Origin of the sequence: Pantoea sp. OXWO6B1, from assembly GCF_001641135.1 — a bacterium.
GTDB classification, from domain to species: domain Bacteria; phylum Pseudomonadota; class Gammaproteobacteria; order Enterobacterales; family Enterobacteriaceae; genus Pantoea; species Pantoea allii.
In genome coordinates, this window is the sequence record NZ_LWLR01000001.1 from 3,302,533 (window position 1) to 3,329,191 (window position 26,659).

The window sequence follows — 26,659 nt, forward strand, 5'->3', positions numbered from 1 at the left end:
CGTGAATTGCTGCAAACGCAACAACAGCTGTCACACATTGCTGCATTTGCAGCAGTCATTACCACACCGATGAAAATCCATCTCATTGATATTAATAGATAAAAAATACAACACCGGTTGGCACGCATTCTGCTTAAGGCTATATAACCGAAAATGATTTTTCTAATTACCAATTTCAAATATCGTTATAAAGGAATCTGCTAATGCGTGATGCCGCTGAAAAAAACATTAACCTTTTTTGGTTCTTACCGACCCATGGCGACGGGCGTTATCTGGGGACTACCCAGGGCGGCAGAGCGGTAGATCTGCCCTATCTGCAACAGGTCGCCCTTGCCGCCGATAATCTGGGATTTTACGGCGTACTGATTCCGACCGGGAAAAGCTGTGAGGACGCCTGGCTGGTTGCCTCGGCGCTGGCTCCGATAACCAAACAGCTTCGTTATCTGGTGGCCGTCCGACCGGGTTTACAGCCACCGAGCCTGGCCGCGCGCATGGCTGCAACGCTGGATCGTCTGTCTGAAGGACGTTTACTTATTAATGTGGTGACGGGCGGTGACCCGGTTGAAAACAAAGGCGACGGCATTTTTCTCAGCCACGCTGAACGTTATCAGGTCACTCGTGAGTTTCTTGATGTCTATTCTCGCCTGCTTAAAGGGGAAAAGGTGGATTATCACGGGGAACATATTCACGTTGAAGGCGCTGAGATCCTCTTTCCCCCAGTTCAGGCCGAAGGCCCGCCCCTTTATTTTGGCGGCTCCTCAGATGAAGCCGTTGAGGTTGCAGCCAGCCAGGTTGATACCTATTTGACATGGGGCGAGCCGGTAGACCAGGTTGCCGCTAAACTGGAAGGGGTGCGCAAGCGTGCCGAGGAACGTGGCCGGACGCTCTCCTACGGCATTCGTCTGCACGTGATCGTGCGGGAAACCGAGGAAGAGGCCTGGGCCGCAGCCGATAAGTTGATCGCGCACCTGGATGAAGAAACCATTGCCGCAGCACAGAAAATCTTTGCCCGCATGGACTCGACCGGTCAGGCCCGCATGAGCGCCCTGCACGGCGGTTCACGTGATGGACTGCGCATCGGGCCTAACTTATGGGCTGGCGTCGGCCTGGTGCGGGGCGGCGCAGGCACTGCGCTGGTGGGTAATCCGCAACAGGTGGCGGAACGGATACGGGAATATCAGGCGCTGGGCATTGATAACTTTATTCTGTCCGGTTATCCGCATCTTGAAGAAGCACATCGGGTTGCCGATTTACTGATGCCGCTGTTGCCGCTTTCCACCCATGCCGATAAAAAGCAGCGCAGTGTGAATACCGGTCCTTTCGGCGAAACCATCGGGGGCGATCGTCGTCCCGAAAAACAGGCCAGTGCGAGCTAATCAGAGAGGCAGTGTATGTCCGAGCAGCATATTGTCATCGTTGGTGGCGGATTCAGTGGAACGGCGCTGGCCGTTCATTTGGGTCGTCTTGGCAGTTCAGGATTGCGCGTGACGGTTATCGAACCCCGGGCGCAGCTGGCTCAGGGCGTTGCCTACTCGACAACCGATCCGGCCCATCGCATTAATGTGCCCGCCTCGCGTATGCAATTAGCCGGTGATGAAGAAGGCAGTTTTGACCGCTGGTTCCGTGCTTCCAGTGCGTTTATCCGTGATTCGGCTGCCCACTGGCATGACGGCAATGTCTATCCTCAACGCAGGCAGTTTGCACACTGGGTGAATCAGCAGTTTGAGGCGGTAAAGGCGCATTCCCCGGTCGGGCTGGTACATGTGCAGGACCGCGCCGTAGCCTTGCGGCAAGGCACGGTCAGCACCGCATCCGGCAAGCGTATTCAGGCGGATATCGTGGTGCTGGCGATCAGTCATCCCGCGCCCCAGCTTCCCGCAGCCTTAACACCGCTGGCAAATCATCCAGGGCTTATCGCCAATCCCTGGCGGCATCAAGCCCTGTCACAGATTGCGCCTGACGACCGTGTCGCGATTGTCGGGTCGGGCTTAACCATGTCCGACATGGTTGCTACGCTTGAACGGCAGGGACATCGTGGCCCTGTCACCGTCTTTTCCCGGCGCGGGCAGCTTCCCCGGCCCAATCTGAGTGAGGCAAACCTCAGTTGGCAGTTTGATGGTGATCTTACCGTCCCCTTGAGCACCCGCGCCTGGCTACGGCGAATAAGGCAGGACATCCGCCAGGCCGAAGCAAAATCGATTCCCTGGCAGGTGGTGTTTGATGAGGTCAGGCGCAATGGCCAGGCGATTTGGCAGCGCCTGCCGTTGAGTGAACAACGCCGCTTTCTGCGGCATCTGCGGCCATGGTGGGACGTACACCGCTATCGCATCGCGCCTCAGGTCGGACAGGTCTTACAGGACCGACAACGCCGTGGTGAATTATGCGTGCTCGCCGCGCGGCTGACTGTGGCTGAAGCCCTACCGTCCGCCCTTCAGCTTACTCTGCAACCCCGTTCTGGCAATGCAGTGATGCTGGAGGTTGAGCGGGTCATCGTGACCACTGGCCCTGCACATGGTGCTTTAACCGAGCGCGATGCGCTGTTAAAACAGCTTTCCGACGACGGCGTTATCCAGCCCGATCCGCTGGCGCTGGGAATACATGTCAATGCGCAGTCACAAACGCTCAACCTTCAGGGCCAGCCTAATCCCCATCTTTACGTGGTCGGCCCCGCGGCGCGGGGGCGGTTTGGCGAACTGATGGGCCTGCCCCAGGTTGCCACACATGCTGAATCCGTCGCCCGCCAGTTGCTGAACCTCACCGCCGAAACGCTAAATGAGCGATGTCCCCTTTCGCTGACTGACTAACTCACCCCTTTTCTTCACCATCCCAATAACGTGGGCGGCCTGACAGTGCCGCATCCGCTCAGGAGTTTGCTATGCCTAAACAACGTGAAATTCGCTTAAATGCGTTTGATATGAACTGTGTTGGTCATCAGTCCCCTGGCCTGTGGGCGCATCCCCGCGACCGCTCATGGCAATACAAAGATCTGGAGTACTGGACGGACTTAGCGGTGCTGCTGGAACGCGGTAAATTCGATGGCCTGTTTATCGCCGACGTACTGGGCATTTATGATGTGTTCAACGGCAATAATGATGCGGCCATTCGCAGTGCCGCCCAGGTGCCGGTGAATGATCCTCTGGCCCTGATTACGCCAATGGCGATGGTCACAAAACACCTCGGTTTTGGCCTGACCGCATCGCTCTCTTTTGAGCACCCCTATCCGTTTGCCCGGCGCATGTCGACGCTGGACCATCTGACCAAAGGTCGGGTCGGCTGGAATATCGTCACCTCCTACCTGGAAAGCGGCGCCCGCAATCTGGGACAGGCCACGCAAACCAGCCACGATGCCCGCTATGACTACGCCGACGAATATCTTCAGGTGGTTTACAAACTGCTGGAAGGCAGTTGGGAGGATGATGCCGTCATACGCGATCGCCAGCGCCATATTTTCAGCGATCCCAGTAAGGTGCATCCCATCAATCACCAGGGAACCTTTTTCCAGGTGCCGGGCATTCATCTGTGTGAACCTTCGCCGCAGCGCACGCCAGTGCTTTATCAGGCGGGTGCATCCAGCCGCGGTAAAGCCTTCGCCGCGCAGCACGCCGAATGCGTGTTTGTCGCCGCGCCGTCTAAGGTGCTGTTAAAGAAAACGGTGGCCGATATCCGACGTCGCGCAGAGGAAGCCGGTCGCGATCCACGCAGTATTTTGATTTTCAATATGCAAACGGTGATTGTGGGGGAAACCGACAACGTCGCCCGGGCTAAATGGCAGGATTACAAACGCTATGTCAGCCATGAAGGGGCACTGGCGCTGATCTCCGGCTGGACCGGCATCGATTTCAGTCAGTACCAACCCGATCAGGTGTTTAAGCATCTGCATACCGATGCGATTCAGTCCGTTGTGGAGAGCTTTTCCACTGCCGATCCGCAACGTGAATGGACCGTACAAAATATGGCTGAATGGGTCGGCATCGGCGGCTTTGGGCCTCTGCTGGTCGGCAGCACTGAAACCGTTGCCGATGAATTACAAAGCTGGGTAGAGGAAACCGATGTTGATGGCTTTAATCTGGCCTATGCCGTTACGCATGAAACCTTTGCAGATGTCGTCGATTTGCTGGTGCCGGAACTGCAAAAACGGGGCGTTTATAAACAGGATTATCAACCTGGTACGCTGAGAGAGAAGCTCTTTGGCCAGGGCGCGCGCCTTGAGCATCCGCACCCGGGCGCTGGCTATCGACGCACCACGTCGGAATCAGGTCTGATTGTCCCGGCGGAGGCATCATGATGAGGTTTGTTCCGCCGCCTGAGGTCTGTCCATCTGGCCTGTCAGCCTCTGGTCAGGCCTGAACTATTTCCTCTGACGCTCTCTTTTCACCGGATGCGCGATAACGCTTCCGGTGTTTCTCATGCGAAAAATAAATGAAATAACTTATTGAATTTAAAATAATAGTTATGACTTTTTGTTGTTTGTTTACGGCTCAATTCCTTCATATAAAGGCATTACCTGTACAGACAATAACGAGGACAACATGAGCACACTGAATATTGATGAGGATGTGGCGATCCCCGCCTCGCCTCACTCCACGCCTATTCGCTCCGTCAGTGATGTCGCGAAACTGATTAATACCCAAAGTGAGAAAAACAGCTATGCGCGCTGGATAGTGTTTCTGGCGCTGGGCGGGGTATTTCTGGATGCCTACGATCTGACGACCCTGTCTTACGGCATTGATGATGTGGTGAAAGCGTTTAGCTTAACGCCCACGTTAACCGGATTAGTCACGTCATCCATTATGATTGGCACGATTTTGGGCAATCTGATCGGTGGATGGCTGACCGACAAATATGGTCGCTATTCCGTGTTTATGGCTGACATGCTTTTCTTTGTGGTGTCCGCCATTGCAGCCGGTCTGGCACCTAACGTCTGGGTACTGATTGGCGCGCGCTTTCTGATGGGCATTGGTGTGGGCATTGATTTGCCTGTGGCGATGGCTTATCTGGCTGAATTCTCGAAATTCTCCGGCAAAGGCAATAAAGCGTCCCGTCTGGCAGCCTGGTGCCCGATGTGGTACGCCGCCTCCTCGGTATGCTTTCTGATTATCTTCGCCCTTTATTTTCTGTTACCGGCGCAGCACCTTGACTGGTTATGGCGTGCCTCGCTGCTGTTTGGTGCCGTGCCTGCTCTGCTTATCATTGCCGTGCGCAGTAAGTTTATGAACGAATCCCCACTGTGGGCGGCGAACCAGGGTGATTTAAGCGGTGCAGTGCGTATCCTGCGCGATTCGTACGGCATCCGCGCGCATGAAGACACCAGTATTCCTGCGGCAACAAAACCAGCCGCACCGGCGGTCAGTTTTCGCGTGTTATTCCAGAAACCTTATCGGGAGCGCACCGTGGTGGCAGCGGTGATGAACGCCTGTATTTCGTTTGAATACACCGCGATTGCCTTTTTTCTGCCCTCCATTCTGGCGCAGTTTCTGGGGGCGGGCATCTTCGAAACCATTTCCGCCTCGCTGGGACTCAACGCATTGTTTGCCTTTACCGGCGGCCTGCTTGGCATGCGTTTGGCCTGGAAATTTCCGTCACGCCATGTCGCCATTGCCGGATTTGCCCTGCAGTTTATTGCCCTCACCTCACTGGCCTTGATTGGCCATCCCGATGCGACAACCGGCGTGGTGTTTGCCATTTTGATGCTGGGGCTGTGGTTGTTTGCTGAGGGCTTTGGACCGGGCGCGCAGTTAATGATCTATCCCGCACTCTCCTATCCCACACATATTCGTGCCACTGGCGTCGGTTTTAGTCGTTCCATCTCGGGCATCGGAAGCGCCCTGGCGCTGTTCATCCTGCCCATCCTGCAGGCGGCTTATGGCACCAACATGTTCTGGATTGTTTCACTGGCCGCCATTATTCCCATCATTTTCTTGTTAGTGGTCCGTTTTGAGCCGACTCGCCACGATATTGATGACCCGTCAACACACGGAGAACACCATGTCTGAACCTGATTACACCTTACTGGCCGCGCGTTTTCGCCCTCTTTTTGCCCGTATCGCCGAAGGCGCCGTCGAGCGTGAACGTGACCGTACGCTGCTGCATGAGCCTTTGCGCTGGCTGAAGGCGGCGGGCTTTGGCACGCTGCGTATTCCTCAGGCACACGGCGGTTTTGGCGCGTCCCTGCCTCAGTTATTCCGCTTACTGACTGAACTGGCCGAGGCCGATTCCAACCTGCCTCAGGCGCTGCGAGCCCATATGGCCTTTGTCGAGGATCGCCTTAATCAACCCGACAGTGACGATCGCCAACGCTGGTTTCGTCGTTTTATCGATGGCGATATCGTTGGCAGCGGCTGGAGTGAAACAGGCAGCGTCAAGTTGGGAGACGTCAACACCCGCGTGTCTCCTACCGACAAAGGCTGGCAGCTCAATGGTGAGAAGTTTTACAGCACCGGCTCGTTGTATGCCGACTGGATCGATGTTTACGCTAAGCGCACTGACAATCAGCGTGATGTGATTGCGGTAGTCAGTACACATCAGGATGCGGTGGTGCGGGACGATGACTGGGACGGATTTGGCCAACGCCTGACGGGTAGCGGTACGACCCGCTTTCGCGAGGCCTGGGTTGAGCCTGCGCACGTCTATGATTTCAGTGAGCGCTTTCGCTATCAAACCGCCTTCTATCAGCATGTTTTACTGGCGACGCTGGCCGGTATTGGGCGGGCCATTGTTCGCGACGTGTCACAGGGCGTGGCAAGCAGAAAGCGAATCTACAGCCACGGTAATGCCCGACAGGTTAGCCAGGATGTGCAGGTTTTACAGGTCGTGGGGCAGATAAGCAGTTGGGTGTGGGCAACTGATGCCGCCGTGCAGCAGGCAACGCATGCGCTACAGCTGGCTTTTGATGCGCACATTCAGGGACGGGACGAAAAACAGATTCATGCGGCCAACGTGCAGGCCGAAGTGGAGGCGGCTAAGGCTCAGGTGGTGGCTGTTGACTGGATTACGCGCGCAGCAAGCGAGCTGTTTAACGCCCTTGGCGCATCAGATACGCGCGTCAGTAAAGCCCTGGATCGGCACTGGCGCAATGCCCGTACTATTGGTTCGCATAATCCGGTGATCTACAAGAGCCGCAACGTGGGTGACTGGGAGGTAAACCAACGTGATCCGACCTTTATCTGGCAGATTGGTGGCGGCGAATAACGCGCCGGGAGAATATAAAAAACCCGGCCGAAGCCGGGTTTTGGTCGCTACATGGCTCAATCGAACGCTAGCTGTAAGCATGCAAAGTGCGCTGACACAGCGCGGAACGCACACAATCCTCTTTGCCGAAACGGACAATGCCCACCATCTCGTCCTCTTCGAAACGCGCCAGCGCGTCTGCGAGACCAGAAGGCACCCCAGCGGGCAAATCGCACTGGGTTATATCGCCGTTAACAATCACCGTGACATTTTCGCCAAGGCGGGTCAGAAACATTTTCATCTGCGCAGCTGTCACGTTCTGCGCTTCATCCAGAATCACTACCGCATTTTCAAAAGTACGACCACGCATATAAGCAAAGGGAGCGATTTCGACTTTGCCGATTTCGGGCCGCAGACAATATTGCATAAAGGATGCGCCAAGACGTTTAACCAGAATGTCGTAAACCGGGCGGAAATAAGGGGCGAACTTTTCTGAGATATCCCCGGGAAGGAATCCCAGATCTTCATCCGCCTGCAGCACCGGGCGCGTAACGATAATCCTGTCGATATCCTTATGAATCAGGGCCTCTGCCGCTTTCGCAGCACTAATCCAGGTTTTGCCGCAGCCCGCTTCACCGGTGGCGAAGATAAGCTGTTTTGATTCTATGGCGTTAAGATAGTGCGCCTGAGCTTCATTTCGGGCTTCAATCGGTGCCCGGTCACGCACATCGCGCGCCATGCCAATCGAGTCCAACCCACCCATTTGCACCAGCGAAGTGACCGATTCTTCTTCACGCTGACGATGACTGCGGGAGTCATTACGAAGCACTCGTCTTGCTTCTCGACGCGCTTTGATCACTGCTTTCTGTCTTCCCATAGTGGCACCTTACAGTTGGTTTCATTTCCCGCTCAGGCAACAAGCCCGATGCGATTACGTGAACGCTTTAGAGGTTTCAGTTGGCTTCCTTTAGAGCCGTGACAGGCCATGACGATTGATATCCGGCAGCAAAACAGCCTTGCCGTTTACCGGTAAAAAAGGAATGAGGTTGAAGAGAGAAAACACGTTGAGGTGTAAAAGCGATTGAGGAAGAAACGTCCTCACGGGAAAGTGCGATATTGTTTACTGCTATACGGCTGTAAAAACATCTATCCATGCGCGAACTCCAGTGTGAGACATCAACACGCCCGATTACGCTTTCATAGTAAAGTGAACCATCTTATTGGTATTTTGCAACAGTATTTTCACTTTAATGAAAAATAAATATTCAACCGACCGTTAACACTGACCTTACTTAAATTAAATTACGCTTGTATTACAGCGTGTTAGTTTATTTTTCGTCAGGTGAATAAACGTTAAAAACGGAGCGCTAAAAAAACAGGCAGGAGAGAAAAGAGACGGCATCCTGTGCTGTCACACACAACATGCCGTGACTAAAATTTAATCAACTCTCAAGTAAGGACTGGCCTAAATAATGTTTTTCACTGATAACGCCAGGTAATACAAAAAAGTACCCCCCGCCAAACGGACGTATATACTCTTCCAGCGCCTCACCATTCAGACGATTTTGTACGGTAAGAAAGCCTAATTCTAAATCATGCTGATAACAAACAAACAGCAATCCCATTTCCAACTGGCCCGACGCTGAAATACCCGCTGAATAACTGTATCCACGGCGCAGCATCAAACTGCTTTCGGTTGCTGCGGTGCGTGGGTTCGCCAGACGAATATGCGCATCCAGCGCAATAATGTCGCCATCAGGGTCCTTGCGATAATCCGGCACGTCGTGCTCGTTCTGCATGCCCAGCGGTGCACCACTCAGTTTCTCTCGGCCAAAAATCGTTTGTTGCTCACCTAACGGCGTGCGATCCCACATTTCAACATGGAAGCGGATCAACCTTACGGCCTGATAACTGCCGTGACGCGCCCACTCGGGTTCAGCCTGTTCTTCCGTTACCCACAGCAGCTTATCCATCAACGCCGTGTTATGCGTGTCCGGGTTAGCCGTGCCGTCTTTGAAGCCCAGCAGATTGATCGGCGTTTCTTTGCCCGCGCTGCGTGCGGCATGATCGGAAATAAACCCCTCCCGACGCCAGCGAATGCCTAACAGATCGGGTGTGTGTTTGACCACATCACGCAGCGCATGAATCACCGTGTCCTGGGTGTTCGCACAGATTTGCAGCAGCAGATCGCCGTGGCACTGATTTGCATCCAACGCGTCGTTAGGAAAACGCGTCATTGTCTGCAGTTTCACCGGTTTCAGCGCCGACAGGCCAAACCGCGCATCAAACAGCGAGTGGCCGACCGAAACGGTCATGGTCAGATTATCCGGGGCAATCTCTGCCCCGAGAATGCCTGAGTCGAGCGGCGGCAACTGCGGGTTGGTCACTGCGGGTGCCGTGCCGCCCCGGGTCAGAAAGGCGATGCGCTGCGTCAGCAACCGGAACAAACGCTGCAGTTCCTGCTTGTCGCTGGTCAGCACATCGAACGCCACCAGCATCATCGACGCCTGTTGCGGCGTCGTAATGCCAGCCTGGTGCACGCCATAAAACGGCTGCGTCTGCTGGCGCGCGTTCGGCGTCACTGTGCCCGGCGAAAAGCTGGCGGGATTGTCGGCGGCCCCGGCATGAAACGGGCATCCGGCACTGACGGCCGCCGCGCCACCGAGCATCCCCAGGCCTTTTAAGAGACGGCGACGCGATGGCTGGGTCAACTCCTGATCCTTATCCATGATTAATCCAGGCCTAAGGTGCCACGCAGCAGGGAAAGATCTTCAGCCAGGGCGGTGATCGGGCCCTTCAACGCGGTGCGGTCGGCAGGCGTCAGTTTTTCATAAGATTCATACCCCTGACCGCTGCGGTATTTATCCAGGATCGCGTCAACTTTAGCGAAATTCGCATCCACTTTCGCCAGAAGCTGGGGATTCGCCTGCTTCAGAACAGGACGCAACAGCTCGACAATTTTTTGCGCGCCATCGACGTTAGCCCGGAAATCCCACAAGTCGGTGCGGCTGTACCGATCTTCCTCTCCAGAGATTTTACTGGAGGCCACTTCTTCGATAAGCCCCGCCGCGCCACCGACCACTTTTGCCGGTGGGAAAGCCAGCTCGCTGACGCGTTTTTGCAGATCGTGCACGTCGTTGTTCAACTGTTCGGCATAGCCCGCCATATCTTTGGTGCTGTTATCAGCAAACAGGGCTTTTTCCAGACGGTGGAAACCGGTGAATTTCGGATCTTGTGCTTTTTTCTCATAATCATCTTCACGGGCGTCGATGCGACCATCCAGATCGGAGAACAGCTCAGCGATGGGTTCTATACGTTCATAATGCTGGCGCGTCGGCGCAAACAGCGCTTTGGCTTTTTCTACATCGCCGGCTTTCACCGCGTCAGTAAAGGCCTGGGTGCCCGTCACCAGCTGATTCACTTCATCAGTCACATAGGCTTTATAAGCGTTGATCGGGCCGGCCAGTTGCATCAGTTCGCTCTTCCCTTTCTGCGCACTTTTGCCGCCGCTGCCCTGCACAATCAACTTACCTTTTGGATTGGTCAGCAGGCCACAGGTCATTTCATATTCGCCAGCTTCGAGGTTGGCGGTCAGTTTTTGACTGAAACCCGGTGCAATATTTTCGCGCTCCTCAACCACCATCACACCTTTGAGGATTTCCCATTCCAGCGCTTTTTGACTGTTATTTTTGATTAAAAACTGAGTCTTACCCGCCTGAACCGTCAGCGACACAGGCTCGCACTGCTTGTCAGTGACACTCACGCTAACCTGTGGGATCGCGGCGGCCAGCGTAGAACCGGAAACCGCCAGCAGCGAAGCCAGCACCGCATTACGGCGAAAACGCATCATCATATTTTTCCCTATAAAGTCAGAGGCGCGGCGAACGCGCCAGGTAAACGCGTTAGCGCGCAGCGGCTGAGGGTTCAGCGCGTGCAGGCATAACAAACAGTAATAACGCGGGAATCAAATAAAGCAGCCAGACGGCCACCTCACTGATGCTGGGGGCTTCCTGATAGCCCAGAATGCCCTCCAGCAGCGTGCCAAACAGCGAGTGCGTCGATAAGGTATTACTCATATCGAACGCCACCTGCTGAAAATGGTTCCACAGACCAGCCTCATGAAAGGCGCGGATAGCGCCTGCCGCCAGCCCTGCAGCAACGAACAGAATGAAAATACTGGTCCAACGGAAAAAGTGCGCCATGTTGAGGCGCACGCCGCCCCAGTAGATCGCCATGCCCAGCAACACGGCAGTGGCTAACCCAAGCAGAGCACCCAGCGGCGGTGCGTAACCCACATCCTGCGTGAAGGCGGCCAGCAAAAAGAACACCGATTCCAGCCCTTCTCGCGCTACGGCCAGGAAGACCATCAGGACCAGCGCCAGACCGCCCCCGGCGGATTTCTGCAAGGCCTGATCAACCGCCTGCTCCAGTTCCCGTTTGATATTGCGCGCTACCCGGCGCATCCAGAACACCATAGAGGTCAGGATGACGACCGCAACCACCGCCACAATACCTTCAAACAGCTCTTGCTGTTTCTGGGGAAACTCGCCCGTGGTCTGGTTAATAAAGATGCCCAACGCCAGGCAAAGCGCGGCGGCAATAAACACGCCCGCCCACATGGCCGGAAACCATTGTGTGCGCTGCGTCCGTTTCAGGTAGCTGGCGATGAGGCTGACGATAAGTGCCGCCTCCAGACCTTCACGCAGCATGATGAGAAAAGGAACAAACATCGCCAACCTCTTAAATGTTAAGCAGCGTCAATAAGACGTAAATTTACGTAAAAACGAACGATACCGATTATCATTACCACTCAGAAAAAAACAAGTTCCTTGGTGAAATAATTTCGTAACTGTCTGTGCCAAATGCCAGGCAAAAAAAAGCCCGCCCTCAATAAGGCAGGCTTTTCAACACGTAACGCGTTTTATTTGGTCAGGAATTCAGCCTCGGCAGCCTCAAAGCGTTCGACGGCCTGCGCAGAGGGTTCACGACTCGCCAGGCTAAAGATCACGATGGCGATACTCGCAAAGATAAAGCCCGGAATGATTTCATACAGTCCCAGCCAGCCATACTGTTTCCACACCAGCACCGTTACCGCCCCCACAATCATGCCCGCCAGCGCACCGTTGCGGTTCATACGTTTCCAGCACACGCCAAACAGAACCACCGGCCCGAATGCCGCGCCAAATCCGGCCCATGCATAGCTGACCAGGCCTAAAACCCGGTTCTCCGGGTTAGACGCCAGTGCGATAGCAATTAATGCCACCAACAGCACCATCAGACGGCCGACCCATACCAGCTCTTTCTGACTCGCATTTTTACGTAAAAAGCCTTTGTAGAGATCTTCCGTCAGCGCACTGGAACAGACCAGCAGCTGACAGCTGAGCGTGGACATGACCGCCGCCAGAATCGCAGAAAGTAAGATGCCCGCAATCCAGGGATTAAACAGGATGCGCGCCAGCTCAATAAAGACACGTTCGCCATTCTGCGAAACGCCTGCGGCCTGAGAAGGGTTGTTCTGGAAATAGGCGATACCGAAGAAACCGACGGCTACCGCACCTGCCAGACAGAGAATCATCCAGGTCATACCGATACGGCGCGCGGTGCGAATAGATCGATGTGAGTCCGCCGCCATAAAACGCGCCAGAATATGGGGCTGACCAAAATAGCCCAGGCCCCAGCCCAATAACGACAGCACGGCAACCACATTCAGTCCTTTAAACATATCCAGGTTTTCAGCGCCTTTGGCCTGAATAACCGCCACGGAATCGCTCCAGCCACCCACGGCAATCACCACGAAAACAGGCGTCAGAATCAGCGCGAAAATCATCAGGCTGGCCTGGACCGTATCCGTCCAACTCACGGCCAGGAATCCGCCCACCAGGGTATAGAGAATCGTGGCGGCCGCACCGGCCCACAAAGCCGTGGCGTAATCCATCCCGAAGGTACTTTCAAACAGGCGAGCGCCCGCAACCACACCTGACGCGCAGTAGATGGTGAAAAACACCAGGATCACCACCGCAGAAATCACCCGCAAAATTTTGCTGCGATCTTCAAAGCGGCTGGTAAAGAAGTCTGGCAGCGTCAGGGCGTTATCATGGTGCTCTGTCTGGACACGTAACCGCCCCGCCACGATTTTCCAGTTAAACCATGCCCCGATAATCAGACCAATGGCGATCCAGCTTTCCGAGATACCGGAAAGAAAAATGGCACCGGGCAATCCCATCAGCAACCATCCACTCATATCAGAGGCACCGGCTGACAGCGCGGTTACGACACTGCCCAGACTGCGGCCACCCAATATATAGTCGTCGAAGTTTTTGGTTGAGCGCCAGGCGATAAAACCGATGAGCACCATCCCGAGGATATAAATTAAAAAGGTCACCAACATTGGCGTACTTACTGTCATTTGTTTCTCCGTTATTATCCGATCTCTTAAGAGAAATCTTTTTCCTGAACCATCGGAACGTGACGGCGTCAGGGTAGTACCGCATCAAGAGAAAGCGATTTCCCTTAAGGCGCGGTATCCTGCCGTAAAGGCACGGCGCACACAATGCATTTAACACATCCGTCACATTGGTTTCACCTCCCAGGCCTTTTTAAATGTTCACAGGTTGCGCCCGCTCACAATTAAGTTGCACCTTTGCATCCCTTTCACCCTTTATCTTGAATGGGGTTGCAACATTGGCGAGTTTCTTGCAGCAAGATTTGTGCCGCTTTTAAATGTTAATAATGAAAGGGGTTTCAAAGTGTGCAACTGAGGTCACATTTAACACGGTTGCACAAAGTTGCAACATGGGTAATAGTGCAGCCCATGCTCTGGTCAAAACCGTTTTAAGGAAGAGAAAATCATGGGAACAACCACCATGGGGGTGAAGCTGGATGAAGCCACCCGCAGCCGCATTAAACTGGCGGCACAGAAAATTGATCGCACGCCGCACTGGCTGATTAAACAAGCGATCTTTAATTATCTGACCCAGTTAGAAGCGGGTGAGACGGTGGAAGAGATTCCATTGCAGCTGAGCGATGCGGCCGCCGATGAGCTTGCCCAGGAAGAGATAGTTCAGCCCTTCCTTGAATTCGCAGAAAACATTCTGCCTCAGTCGGTTGCCCGCTCGGCGGTGACCGCCGCGTGGCGTCGTCCAGAGACCGATGCCGTTCCCATGTTGCTTGAGCAAGCCCGTCTTCCGGCCGCGCTGGCAGAAAAAACCCATCAGCTGGCGTACGCGCTGGCCGACAAGCTGAGGCACCAAAAAGGGGCAACCGGCCGCGCTGGCATGGTGCAGAGCCTGCTGCAGGAGTTCTCCCTCTCCTCTCAGGAAGGCGTAGCGTTAATGTGCCTGGCCGAAGCCTTGTTACGTATTCCCGACAAACCGACCCGCGATGCGCTTATCCGTGACAAAATCAGCAACGGCAACTGGCAGTCGCACCTTGGCCGCAGCCCGTCACTGTTTGTGAATGCCGCCACGTGGGGATTACTCTTTACGGGGCGTTTGGTCTCAACCCACAATGAAGCCAACCTGTCGCGCTCGCTCAACCGGATTATCGGTAAGAGCGGCGAGCCGCTGATCCGTAAAGGCGTGGATATGGCGATGCGCCTGATGGGCGAGCAGTTCGTGACCGGTGAGACCATTGCCGAAGCCCTGGCGAATGCCCGCAAACTTGAAGAGAAAGGCTTCCGCTATTCCTATGACATGCTGGGTGAAGCCGCCCTGACCGCCAGCGATGCCAAAGCCTATCTGGTTTCCTATCAGCAGGCGATTCACGCTATTGGCAAGGCCTCGAACGGCCGTGGAATCTATGAAGGCCCGGGCATTTCGATCAAGCTGTCTGCGCTGCATCCGCGCTACAGCCGCGCCCAGTACGACCGGGTGATGGACGAGCTGTATCCGATTCTTAAGTCTCTGACCCTGCTGGCCCGCTCTTACGATATCGGTATCAACATTGATGCTGAAGAGGCCGACCGCTTAGAGCTTTCTCTTGATATGCTGGAAAGGCTCTGTTTTGAACCTGAGCTGGAAGGCTGGAACGGCATTGGTTTTGTCATTCAGGCTTATATGAAGCGTTGTCCGTTTGTCATTGATGAACTGACGGACCTTGCTCAGCGCAGCCGCCGCCGCTTGATGATCCGTCTGGTAAAAGGGGCCTACTGGGACAGCGAAATCAAACGCGCCCAGATGGAAGGGCTGGAAGGCTATCCGGTTTATACCCGCAAGGTGTACACCGATATTTCGTATCTGGCCTGCGCCCGTAAACTGCTGGCGGTGCCGAACCTGATCTACCCGCAATTTGCCACGCACAATGCGCACACGCTGGCGGCCATCTATCAGTTAGCGGGAAATAACTACTACCCAGGGCAGTACGAGTTCCAGTGTCTGCATGGTATGGGCGAACCGCTTTATGACCAGGTCGTGGGCAAAGTGGCAGAAGGTAAACTCAATCGTCCCTGCCGTATCTATGCACCGGTTGGCACGCATGAAACTTTACTGGCTTATCTGGTGCGTCGCTTACTGGAAAACGGCGCGAATACCTCGTTTGTTAACCGTATCGCTGATACGACGATGCCGATTGACGAGCTGGTGGCCGATCCGGTGGCCCAGGTCGAAAAAATGGGCATCAGTGAAGGCACGCTGGGCCTGCCGCATCCAAAAATTCCACTTCCACGTGACTTATACGGCAGCGATCGGGTGAACTCTGCGGGTCTCGATATGGCCAATGAACATCGCCTGGCTTCGCTGTCCAGCGCCCTGTTGAGCGGTGCCAGTGAGCCTTACGCCGCACAACCGCTTATCGACGCACCGCTGAGCAGCGGGGAAAGCCAGAATGTCGTCAACCCGGCCGCACCGTCGGATGTGGTAGGTACGGTCCGCAACGCCTCAGAACAGGAGGTTTCGCAGGCCATTGAGGCGGCGGTGAATGCCGGCCCTATCTGGTTTGCTACGCCACCGCAGGAGCGTGCGGCGATCCTTGAACGTGCCGCGCAGCTGATGGAAGGTCAACTGCAGCAATTGCTGGGCATTCTGGTGCGTGAAGCCGGTAAAACCTACAGCAATGCCATTGCTGAAGTGCGTGAGGCCGTCGATTTCCTCTATTACTATGCTGGCATCGTGCGCCATGATTTTGACAACGAAACGCACCGCCCGCTAGGCCCGGTGGTCTGTATCAGCCCGTGGAACTTCCCGCTGGCCATTTTTACCGGTCAGGTCGCGGCCGCACTGGCTGCGGGGAACAGCGTACTGGCGAAACCTGCCGAGCAAACACCGCTGATCGCCGCCCAGGCCGTGGAGATTTTACTGAGCGCCGGTGTCCCGGCTGGCGTACTGCAACTACTGCCGGGCCTGGGCGAAACCGTGGGTGCGCAACTGACCGGAGATGAACGCATTCGTGGTGTGATGTTTACCGGCTCCACGGCTGTCGCCACGCTGCTGCAGCGTAACCTTGCCGGCAGGCTGGACCCGCAAGGCCGTCCTACCCCACTGATTGCCGAAACCGGCGGCATGAATGCCATGATTGTCGACTCTTCCGCCCTGACCGAACAGGTGGTTATCGATATCGTCGCCTCGGCCTTTGACAGTGCAGGTCAACGCTGCTCTGCCCTGCGTCTGCTGTGTGTGCAGGAAGACGTGGCGGATCATACGTTGAAAATGCTGCGTGGCGCGATGGCGGAATGTCGTATGGGCAACCCGGAACGCCTGTCTACCGACATCGGCCCGGTGATCGATGAAGAAGCGAAAGCCAATATTGAGCGCCATATTCAGGCGATGCGTAATAAAGGCTTTAAGGTGTACCAAACGGCGCAGGATAATCCGCAGGACAGCAAAGAGTGGGCAACGGGCACCTTTGTTAAACCCACGCTGATTGAACTGGATAAGGTCAGTGATCTGACCCAGGAAGTGTTTGGCCCTGTGCTGCACGTGGTGCGTTTCACCCGCAGCAGCCTGCCGCAGTTGATTGAACAGATTAATGCATCGGGTTACGGTCTGACCTTAGGCGTGCACACCCGCATTGACGAAACCATTCTGCAGGTAACGGCGGGGGCCAAAGTCGGCAACCTGTACGTCAACCGCAATATGGTCGGTGCGGTCGTCGGGGTACAACCGTTCGGCGGGGAAGGTTTATCCGGTACCGGCCCGAAAGCGGGTGGTCCGCTTTATCTGTATCGCCTGCTGGCGAACCGTCCGGATGACGCACTGAGCATTACCCTCGCCCGTCAGGATGCTGAACGTCCGGCCGATAATGCGCAGCGTCAACTCCTGCTGGCTCCGCATCAGGCATTGACCGACTGGGCAACAGATAAACCTCAGCTGTCTTCACTCTGCCAGCACTATGCCGCGCTGGCCCAGGCGGGAACCGTGCGTCTGCTGCCAGGCCCGACCGGTGAGCGCAATACCTTCCTGTTGTTGCCGCGTGAGCAGGTGCTGTGTCTGGCGGACAACGAGCAAGATGCACTGATTCAACTGGCGGCGGTGACCAGCGTCGGTAGCCAGGCACTGTGGCCGGACGATGAACTGCACCGCAAAGTGCTCGCCACCTTGCCGACGGCGGTGAAAGCCCGTATCACGTTGGCGAAAGATCCGCTGGCTGGGCATTTTGACGCCGTGATCTACCATGGTGATGCCGACCAGCTCCGCAGCCTGTGCGAACAGGTCGCGGCGCGCGAAGGGGCCATTGTATCGGTGCAGGGCTTTGCCCGTGGAGAAACCAATCTGCTGCTGGAACGCCTGCTGATTGAACGATCGCTGAGCGTGAATACCGCGGCGGCAGGTGGAAATGCCAGCCTGATGACCATCGGCTAACGATCTTCAGACTTTCTCTCTGATCGCTAATGAATAAAGGTTCATGCCCGGCATGAACCTTTTTTTTCGCCTTACACATGGCGTAATTTATTTCTGGCATCCGTCATCGTTAAATAAAAACAGCGTTAAAAACGAATATTTCCCCAGAAAGAAAAAAAACCTTATTGCAGCGACCAATGCTGTCAAAAGCGTTGACAGAAAGCGTCAGGTTGATAACGAAAACGCACGCCCTCAGCGCTATTCTCAGCCCTTTTCTGCTGATGACTGGCGCACGACAATGCGACAGAAACTTATTAGTGGCACTAACACCTTATTCCATCCTGTCAAAACAAGCCCAATCTAATAACCTGATTTAAAGGCAGTAATTTTATTTAAAATTTCAATATCCCATTATTAATACAATTTTGTTAATCCTTATTTTAGCCAGCCTTCTACCCCTTTAGGCGTATTTGGGGATGTTCTTGATATTTATCAAAATCCACAACCGAAACTTAATCATAATTTAACCAGCAAAATTTACGTTAATTGACATTTCATCACCTTTGCCCTCAATGCAGGCAGATGCCTTCACGCCTGCCTGCGCGTAACGTTTATCCTGACCCGGAGTACATTGTGAATAAAAAAGAAAGGCTATTACGGGAATGGCATCCTGAAGATTCTGATTTCTGGCAACGGCGCGGGCAGCATATTGCTCGTCGAAATTTATGGATTTCGGTTTCAGCGTTGCTGCTGGCATTTTGTGTGTGGATGTTGTTCAGCGCCGTTTCGGTTTATCTGAATCAGGTGGGTTTTCATTTCACCATTGAACAGCTCTTTTTATTAACCGCACTTCCGGCGCTGTCGGGTGCCCTTTTCCGCATTCCCTACTCCTTTATCGTGCCCATTTTAGGCGGCCGTGTCTGGACCACGTTCAGTACCGCTATCCTGATCGTCCCCTGTGTCTGGCTTGGGTTCGCTGTGCAAAACCCGCAAACGCCCTATGCGGTCTTCATCATTATTGCGCTGCTGTGCGGACTGGCGGGGGCGAACTTCGCGTCCAGCATGGGTAATATCAGCCTGTTCTTCCCTAAACGTCAGCAGGGTTCGGCGCTGGGCATCAATGGCGGCTTGGGTAACTTAGGCGTCAGCGTGATGCAACTCGTTGCCCCTTTTATCATTTTTGTTCCGTTTTTATCCCACGGCGTTCCCCACGGCGAAGGATCAGCCATCTGGCTGGCAAACGCGGCCTGGATTTGGGTGCCGCTACTGGCGCTGACCGCTATTGCCGCCTGGTTTGGCATGAATGACATTGCCGGAATGCGTTCGTCACTTCGTGACCAGTTGCCGGTGTTGAAAAATGCCCACGTCTGGATCATGGGCATGCTTTATCTTGCCACCTTTGGCTCGTTTATTGGTTTTTCCGCGGGCTTTGCCGTGTTGGCGAAAACCCAGTTCCCAGCGGTGGATATCACGCATTTCGCCTTTTTTGGCCCGCTGCTTGGCGCACTGGCCCGGTCGGGGGGCGGGATGATCTCCGATAAGCTCGGCGGCGTAAAAGTGACCATCATTAATTTTATGCTGATGGTGATGTTTTCCGCCCTGCTGTTCCTCACCTTACCCGGCAGCGGCAGCGGCTCGTTCCTGGGTTTCTACCTGGTGTTTATGGGGCTGTTCCTGACCGCCGGGCTGGGCAGTGGCTCCACCTATCAAATGATAGCGGTGATTTTCCGCCAGCTAACGCAAAGCAAAATGCTGGCACAAGGCCACAGTCTGGACGCCGCACAGCATGCCGCCGTGACCGATACGGCGGCGGCGCTGGGTTTTATCTCGGCACTGGGCGCCATCGGCGGTTTCTTTATCCCCAAAGCCTTTGGCAGTTCGCTGGCCATTACAGGTACGCCCGCCGCCGCCATGATTGTGTTTTTGCTTTTCTACATCGTCTGCCTGCTCGTGGCCTGGCTTTTATATGGTCGTGGTAAGAAAACCAGCGATTAATTCACCCGATTATTATTCACACATCAGCTCATGATTGAGTTGAATTCAACGGGTCGTTGACCCGACTGGAGAAGTGTTATGAGTAAACTTCTTGACCGTTTTCGCTATTTCAAACAAAAAGGTGAAAGTTTCGCCGATGGCCATGGGCAGGTTTATCACAACAACCGTGACTGGGAAGACGGTTATCGTCAGCGCTGGCAGTACGACAAAATTGTCCGTTCAACCCATGGCGTGAACTGTACTGGCTCCTGTAGCTGGAAAATCTATGTTAAAAACGGTCTCGTCACCTGGGAAACCCAGCAGACGGATTACCCTCGCACTCGCCCAGACCTGCCTAACCATGAGCCTCGCGGCTGTCCGCGTGGTGCCAGCTATTCATGGTATCTCTACAGCGCCAACCGCCTGAAATATCCTCTGGTGCGAAAAGCCCTGCTTGAGCTGTGGCGTGAAGCACTGCGTGAGAACCGCGATCCGGTTGCGGCATGGGATGCGTTGATGTCTGACGCGGAAAAATCGCGTCAGTACAAATCGCAGCGCGGCCATGGCGGCTTCGTGCGGGCCAACTGGCAGGAGATGAATCAGCTGATTGCGGCAGCCAACATCTGGACCATTAAACGCTATGGCCCCGACCGCGTTGCTGGCTTCTCCCCTATCCCGGCGATGTCGATGGTGTCCTATGCGGCGGGTACGCGCTATCTGTCGTTAATCGGCGGCACCTGTCTGAGCTTTTACGACTGGTACTGTGACCTGCCCCCGGCCTCGCCCATGACCTGGGGCGAACAGACGGATGTGCCGGAATCCGCTGACTGGTACAACGCGGGCTACATCATTGCCTGGGGTTCAAACGTACCGCAAACGCGTACGCCCGATGCGCACTTCTTTACCGAGGTGCGCTACAAAGGAACGAAAACCGTCGCCATCACACCGGACTACGCCGAGGTCGCAAAACTGAGCGATCAATGGCTGGCCCCGAAACAGGGCACCGACAGCGCCCTGGCCATGGCGATGGGGCATGTGATCCTCAATGAATTCCACCTGAAAAATCCCAGTGATTACTTCCTGAACTATGCCCGTCAGTACACCGACATGCCGATGCTGGTCGTGCTTGAAGCCCGTGAAGACGGCAGTTATGCGCCGGGCCGCCAGCTCCGTGCCGCTGACCTGATGGACAATCTGGGTGAAGAAAACAATCCACAATGGAAAACCGTGGCCTGCAATGCCGATGGCGAACTGGTGGTGCCTAACGGCTCGATAGGTTTCCGTTGGGGTGAAAAAGGGAAATGGAACCTGGAGCAAAAAGCGAATGGCTCCGCCACCCAACTGGCACTCAGCCTCATCGATCAGAACGATGCGCTGGTGGACGTGGCGTTCCCTTACTTCGGTGGACTGGAAAACCCACAGTTCCGCCATGTTAAGCAGGACGACATCCTGCTGCATAAACTGCCGGTGAAAATGCTGACGCTGGCGGACGGCAGCCGGGTGCCCGTTGCATCGGTTTATGACCTGACCCTGGCGAACTATGGCATCGATCGTCAGCTGGATGACAGCAACTGCGCACAGGATTACAGCGATATTCGTGCCTATTCGCCAGCCTGGGCGGAACAGATCTGTGGCGTGCCACGCAGCCAGATCGAAAAGATCGCCCGGGAATTCGCCGAGACTGCCCATAAAACCCACGGCCGTTCCATGATCATTCTCGGTGCCGGTATTAATCACTGGTATCACATGGATATGAGCTATCGGGCGATGATCAACATGCTGGTGTTCTGCGGTTGTGTTGGTCAGAGCGGCGGCGGATGGGCGCACTATGTCGGTCAGGAAAAATTGCGTCCTCAGACAGGCTGGGCCCCGCTGGCGTTTGCGCTGGACTGGAATCGCCCTCCTCGCCATATGAACAGCACTTCGTTTTTCTACAATCATGCCAGCCAGTGGCGATTTGAGAAATTGCAGGTCAAATCCATTCTGTCACCGCTGGCCAATCCACACGATTACACCGGTCACCTGCTGGACTTTAACGTTCGGGCAGAACGCATGGGCTGGCTGCCTTCCTCGCCACAGCTTAACGTCAACCCACTGGAGATCTGCGCCCAGGCCCGCCAGGCCAACATGACGCCAGAAGCCTGGACCGCTCAGGCGTTGAAAGCCGGTACCGTTCGTATGGCCAGTGAGCAACCCGACAGCGGCACCAACCATCCACGCAATATGTTTATCTGGCGATCCAACCTGCTTGGCTCATCCGGCAAAGGCCATGAGTATATGCTGCGCTATTTACTGGGCACCGATAGCGGTATTCAGGGCCAGCCAGTGGATGATCCGGCGCTGATGCCAGAGGACGTGGAGTGGCAGACCGAGGCGCTGGAGGGCAAGCTCGACCTGCTGGTGACCCTCGACTTCAGGATGTCCAGCACCTGCCTGTTCTCGGATATTGTGCTGCCCACGGCGACCTGGTATGAAAAAGATGACATGAACACCTCTGACATGCATCCCTTCATCCATCCGCTTTCTGCGGCAGTCGACCCGGCCTGGGAATCAAAAAGCGACTGGGATATTTATAAAGGCCTCGCTAAAACCTTCTCGGCACTCTGTCAGGGCCACCTGGGTGAGGAAACCGATGTGGTGCTCCAGCCTGTTCAGCATGACTCGCCCGCCGAACTGGCGCAGACCGGCGATATCTGTGACTGGAAAAAAGGCCAGTGCGACCTGATTCCGGGTAAAACCGCGCCGCATATCGTGACCGTTAAGCGTGATTATCCGGCCACCTATGAGCGCTTCACCTCTGTCGGGCCGCTGCTGGAAAAACTGGGCAATGGGGGGAAAGGCATCAGTTGGAATACCGATAAAGAGGTCGAACTGCTGCGCAAACTCAATTACGTGAAAGCGGACGGTCCGGCCAAAGGACAGCCGCAGATCAACAGCGCCATTGACGCTGCTGAGATGATTTTAACGCTGGCCCCGGAAACCAATGGTCAGGTCGCGGTCAAAGCCTGGAATGCGCTGAGCGAATTCACCGGCCGGGAACATGCCCATCTGGCCCGCAACAAAGAAGAGGAAAAAATCCGCTTCCGGGATATCCAGGCGCAACCGCGCAAGATCATTTCCAGCCCCACCTGGTCCGGGCTTGAAGATGAGCATGTCTCTTATAACGCCGGTTATACCAACGTCCATGAGCTGATTCCCTGGCGCACCCTGAGCGGTCGTCAGCAGCTCTATCAGGATCACCCCTGGATGCGGGCGTTCGGTGAAAGCCTGGTGGTTTATCGTCCACCGGTTGATACCCGCAGTCTGGAAGGACTAAAACATATCCCGTCCAACGGCTTTCCGGAAAAAGCCCTTAACTTCCTGACGCCGCACCAGAAATGGGGCATTCACTCGACTTACAGTGACAACCTGCTGATGCTGACGCTGTCCCGTGGCGGACCGATTGTGTGGATGAGCGAAGCCGATGCGCAGGAACTGGGCATCGAAGATAACGACTGGATTGAAGTGTTCAACGCCAACGGTGCCTTAACGGCCCGTGCCGTTGTCAGCCAGCGCGTACCTGCCGGCATGACCATGATGTATCACGCCCAGGAGCGACTGATGAACATTCCTGGTTCTGAAGTAACAGGCATGCGCGGCGGTATCCATAACTCGGTGACCCGCGCCTGTCCTAAACCGACTCACATGATCGGTGGATATGCCCAGTTGGCCTATGGCTTCAACTACTACGGCACGGTCGGTTCCAACCGGGATGAGTTCATCCTGGTGCGCAAAATGAAACAGGTTAACTGGCTGGATGATGAAGGCCGGGATCAGATTCAGGAGGCAGCAAAATGAAGATTCGCTCACAGGTCGGAATGGTACTGAATCTGGATAAATGTATTGGCTGCCACACCTGTTCGGTGACCTGTAAAAACGTCTGGACCGGGCGTGAAGGCATGGAATATGCCTGGTTTAACAATGTCGAGACCAAACCCGGCATAGGTTATCCCCAGGCCTGGGAAGACCAGGAGAAATGGAAAGGCGGTTGGATACGCAAAATCAACGGCCAACTGACGCCACGTCTGGGGAGCCGCAGCACCGTGCTGACTAAAATTTTCGCCAATCCCGTGGTGCCGGGCATTGATGATTATTACGAGCCCTTTACCTATGACTACCAACACCTGCATACCGCTAAAGCAGGTAACAGTCAGCCGACCGCCCGTCCACGGTCGCTGATCAGCGGCGAACGGATGGATAAAATCGTCGGCGGCCCTAACTGGGAAGAGCTGCTGGGTGGGGAGTTCAGCAAACGCAGTGCCGATAAAAACTTCGATGCCATGCAGAAAGAGATGTATGGCCAGTTTGAAAACACGTTCATGATGTATCTGCCGCGCCTGTGCGAACACTGCCTGAACCCAGGCTGTGCAGCCACCTGCCCCAGTGGCGCGATCTATAAGCGTGAAGAAGACGGCATTGTGTTGATCGATCAGGATAAATGCCGGGGCTGGCGTTTATGCATTAGCGGCTGTCCCTACAAAAAGATCTATTTCAACTGGAAGAGCGGCAAGTCAGAGAAGTGTATTTTCTGCTATCCCCGCATTGAGTCAGGCATGCCGACCGTCTGCTCTGAAACCTGCGTGGGCCGCATTCGTTATCTGGGCGTGCTGCTCTACGACGCCGATAAGATTGCCGATGCCGCCAGCACGGAAAATGAGCACGACCTGTACCAGCGCCAGTGCGACATCTTCCTTGACCCGAACGATCCCGCCGTGATTGAGGAAGCCTTACGTCAGGACATTCCGCAAAGCGTGATCGACGCCGCCCAGGCTTCACCAGTCTGGAAAATGGCAATGGACTGGAAGCTGGCCCTGCCGCTTCACCCGGAATACCGCACCTTGCCGATGGTCTGGTATGTGCCGCCGCTGTCACCCGTTCAGTCGGTGGCTGATGCCGGTCTGCTCGAAGCGGATGCCAGCGTTTTACCCAATGTGGAAAGCCTGCGGATACCTGTGCAATACCTCGCTAACCTGCTGACGGCGGGCGATACCGCGCCAGTATTACGCGCGCTGAAACGGATGATCGCAATGCGCCATTACAAACGCTCGCAGACCGTTGACGGCGTGACGGACACGCGCGCGCTTGAAGAAGTGGGCCTGAGTATGCAGCAGGCAGAAGAGATGTACCGTTATCTGGCCATTGCCAACTATGAAGACCGCTTTGTTATCCCCTCCAGTCATCGCGAACTGGCCCGGGATGCCTTTCCGGAACGCAACGGCTGCGGCTTCAGTTTTGGTGACGGTTGCCACGGCAGTGATACTCAGTTCAATTTGTTTAACAGCCGCCGCATTGATGCCATTGATATCGGTAATAAAGCGGGAGGGGAATGATGGATATCCTGAAACTTATTGGCATGTTGCTTGAATACCCGGATGAATCGCTGTGGCAGCACCAGGATGAGGTGCATGCACTGATCGCGCAGCACTATCCTGCACTTTCGTCCTTTACCCAGCATTATCTGACGGCAGCACCGCTGGATAAGCAGAGCGACTGGTGCGCCCTGTTTGAACGCGGGCGGGCAACATCGCTTCTGCTGTTCGAACATGTTCATGCTGAATCGCGCGATCGCGGTCAGGCGATGGTGGATCTGCTTGCTCAGTATGAGCAGGCTGGTCTGGAACTCCACTGCCGGGAGTTGCCCGATCATCTGCCGCTCTATCTGGAGTACCTGAGTCAACAGGATGAGAAAGCGGCGCGTCAGGGCCTGGAGGATATCGCTCCAATTCTGGCCCTGCTGGGCGGACGACTGAAAGCGCGCGGCAGTGAGTTTAGCCAGCTGTTTGACGCCCTTCTCAACCTCGCGCGTAGCCCGCTGCACAGTGAGAGCGTTGCCCGGCAGGTTGCCACCGAGCCGCGCGATGACACGCGCGAAGCGATAGATGCGGTATGGGAAGAAGAACAAATTAAGTTCATCGATGATAAAGCCTGCGATCGTTCTGAACGGCAACAGCATCAACGCCGTTTCAGTCAGGACAGCCGTCCGCAGTATCTTGAACTGACCTCTGGAGGTGCACGATAATGCACTACCTGGACGTGTTATTTTTTGATATCTATCCCTACCTGTGCGGAACGGTTTTCCTGGTAGGCAGTTGGCTGCGCTATGACTACGGACAGTATACCTGGCGCGCCTCATCCAGCCAGATGCTGGACAAAAAGGGCATGCGCTTTACGTCCAACGTCTTTCACATCGGCATTATTGGGATCTTATTTGGGCATCTGTTCGGCCTGCTGACGCCGCACTGGATGTACGAACCCTTTCTGTCGATTGCCACCAAGCAGAAACTCGCGATGATGGCCGGTGGCGTCTTTGGCTTGATGACGCTGGTTGGCGGCTTTCTGTTGCTGAAAAGACGGCTGCTCAATCCACGCATCCGGGCGACCTCGACGCGCGCCGACATTGTGATTATGGGTATTCTTGTGGTGCAGGTTTCCCTGGGGCTGATTTCCATCATCTTTTCGCTGCAGCACATGGACGGCCTTGGCATGATGAAACTGGTCGGCTGGGCGCAGGCGGTGGTGACATTCCAGGGCAATGCTGCCCAGTGGCTTGACGGCGTTGAGTGGATTTATCGTGTTCACTTGATTCTGGGCATGACGATTTTTCTGGTCTTCCCGTTTACCCGTCTTGTGCACGTCTGGAGCGCGCCAGTTGAGTATCTCACGCGTCGCTATCAGGTGGTACGCGCACGTAAATAAGACGGACGTGA

Annotated in this window: 17 protein-coding genes; 12 read left to right on the forward strand and 5 right to left on the reverse strand. The window is 55.1% G+C overall.

The annotated features are described in order from the left end of the window. Nucleotides 1-203 precede the first annotated feature (203 nt). From ssuD to A6A26_RS17650, 5 genes are all read left to right on the forward strand, one after another. Nucleotides 204-1,376, forward strand: coding sequence for an FMNH2-dependent alkanesulfonate monooxygenase (gene ssuD / locus A6A26_RS17630; RefSeq protein WP_063879935.1), 1,173 nt, complete (start codon nt 204-206; stop codon nt 1,374-1,376). A gap of 15 nt (nt 1,377-1,391) precedes the next feature. Continuing rightward, nucleotides 1,392-2,804, forward strand: a complete 1,413-nt coding sequence (locus A6A26_RS17635) for an FAD/NAD(P)-binding protein (protein WP_063879936.1) — start codon at nt 1,392-1,394, stop codon at nt 2,802-2,804. A gap of 71 nt (nt 2,805-2,875) precedes the next feature. Further along, nucleotides 2,876-4,285, forward strand: a complete 1,410-nt coding sequence (locus tag A6A26_RS17640) for an LLM class flavin-dependent oxidoreductase (protein ID WP_063879937.1) — start codon at nt 2,876-2,878, stop codon at nt 4,283-4,285. Nucleotides 4,286-4,529: 244 nt separating this feature from the next. Next, on the forward strand, nt 4,530-5,993 hold the full coding sequence (locus tag A6A26_RS17645) for an MFS transporter (protein ID WP_063879938.1): 1,464 nt from the start codon (nt 4,530-4,532) through the stop codon (nt 5,991-5,993). Beyond that, on the forward strand, nt 5,986-7,188 hold the full coding sequence (locus A6A26_RS17650; RefSeq protein WP_063879939.1) for an acyl-CoA dehydrogenase family protein: 1,203 nt from the start codon (nt 5,986-5,988) through the stop codon (nt 7,186-7,188). Before A6A26_RS17645 ends, A6A26_RS17650 begins: the two co-directional genes overlap by 8 nt. Before the next feature lie 67 nt (nt 7,189-7,255). Here the strand turns inward: A6A26_RS17650 and phoH are convergent, their stop codons facing one another. The 5 genes from phoH to putP all read right to left on the reverse strand — a co-directional run bounded on the left by phoH (nt 7,256) and on the right by putP (nt 13,573). Further along, nucleotides 7,256-8,044, reverse strand: a complete 789-nt coding sequence (gene phoH / locus A6A26_RS17655) for a phosphate starvation-inducible protein PhoH (protein ID WP_013026125.1) — start codon at nt 8,042-8,044, stop codon at nt 7,256-7,258. 565 nt (nt 8,045-8,609) lie between these two features. Next, nucleotides 8,610-9,896: an iron uptake transporter deferrochelatase/peroxidase subunit gene (gene efeB, locus A6A26_RS17660; RefSeq protein WP_063879940.1), complete on the reverse strand. Its 1,287-nt coding sequence runs from the start codon at nt 9,894-9,896 to the stop codon at nt 8,610-8,612. A 2-nt stretch (nt 9,897-9,898) separates the two neighbouring features. Continuing rightward, complete coding sequence (efeO, locus tag A6A26_RS17665; RefSeq protein WP_063881195.1) at nt 9,899-11,020, reverse strand: iron uptake system protein EfeO; 1,122 nt, start codon at nt 11,018-11,020, stop codon at nt 9,899-9,901. A gap of 49 nt (nt 11,021-11,069) precedes the next feature. Beyond that, on the reverse strand, nt 11,070-11,897 hold the full coding sequence (efeU, locus tag A6A26_RS17670) for an iron uptake transporter permease EfeU (protein WP_063879941.1): 828 nt from the start codon (nt 11,895-11,897) through the stop codon (nt 11,070-11,072). A gap of 191 nt (nt 11,898-12,088) precedes the next feature. Further along, complete coding sequence (putP, locus tag A6A26_RS17675; protein ID WP_063879942.1) at nt 12,089-13,573, reverse strand: sodium/proline symporter PutP; 1,485 nt, start codon at nt 13,571-13,573, stop codon at nt 12,089-12,091. A gap of 442 nt (nt 13,574-14,015) precedes the next feature. Between putP and putA the strand changes: the two genes are divergently transcribed. The 7 genes from putA to narI all read left to right on the forward strand — a co-directional run bounded on the left by putA (nt 14,016) and on the right by narI (nt 26,648). Next, nucleotides 14,016-17,960: a trifunctional transcriptional regulator/proline dehydrogenase/L-glutamate gamma-semialdehyde dehydrogenase gene (gene putA / locus A6A26_RS17680; RefSeq protein ID WP_063879943.1), complete on the forward strand. Its 3,945-nt coding sequence runs from the start codon at nt 14,016-14,018 to the stop codon at nt 17,958-17,960. 43 nt (nt 17,961-18,003) lie between these two features. Further along, nucleotides 18,004-18,303: a hypothetical protein gene (locus tag A6A26_RS17685; protein ID WP_063879944.1), complete on the forward strand. Its 300-nt coding sequence runs from the start codon at nt 18,004-18,006 to the stop codon at nt 18,301-18,303. Between the two features lie 269 nt (nt 18,304-18,572). Beyond that, nucleotides 18,573-19,934 carry a NarK family nitrate/nitrite MFS transporter gene (locus tag A6A26_RS17690; protein ID WP_244181341.1) on the forward strand — a complete coding sequence of 454 codons (1,362 nt, stop codon included), beginning with the start codon at nt 18,573-18,575 and terminating at the stop codon, nt 19,932-19,934. A 78-nt stretch (nt 19,935-20,012) separates the two neighbouring features. After that, nucleotides 20,013-23,750: a nitrate reductase subunit alpha gene (locus tag A6A26_RS17695; protein ID WP_063879945.1), complete on the forward strand. Its 3,738-nt coding sequence runs from the start codon at nt 20,013-20,015 to the stop codon at nt 23,748-23,750. Further along, nucleotides 23,747-25,282 carry a nitrate reductase subunit beta gene (narH, locus tag A6A26_RS17700; RefSeq protein ID WP_063879946.1) on the forward strand — a complete coding sequence of 512 codons (1,536 nt, stop codon included), beginning with the start codon at nt 23,747-23,749 and terminating at the stop codon, nt 25,280-25,282. The genes A6A26_RS17695 and narH overlap by 4 nt, the downstream gene beginning before the upstream one ends. Further along, nucleotides 25,282-25,971, forward strand: coding sequence for a nitrate reductase molybdenum cofactor assembly chaperone (gene narJ, locus A6A26_RS17705; protein WP_063879947.1), 690 nt, complete (start codon nt 25,282-25,284; stop codon nt 25,969-25,971). Before narH ends, narJ begins: the two co-directional genes overlap by 1 nt. Beyond that, entirely contained in the window at nt 25,971-26,648 is a 678-nt protein-coding gene (gene narI, locus A6A26_RS17710; RefSeq protein WP_063879948.1) for a respiratory nitrate reductase subunit gamma, read from the forward strand. Before narJ ends, narI begins: the two co-directional genes overlap by 1 nt. Nucleotides 26,649-26,659: the final 11 nt, after the last annotated feature.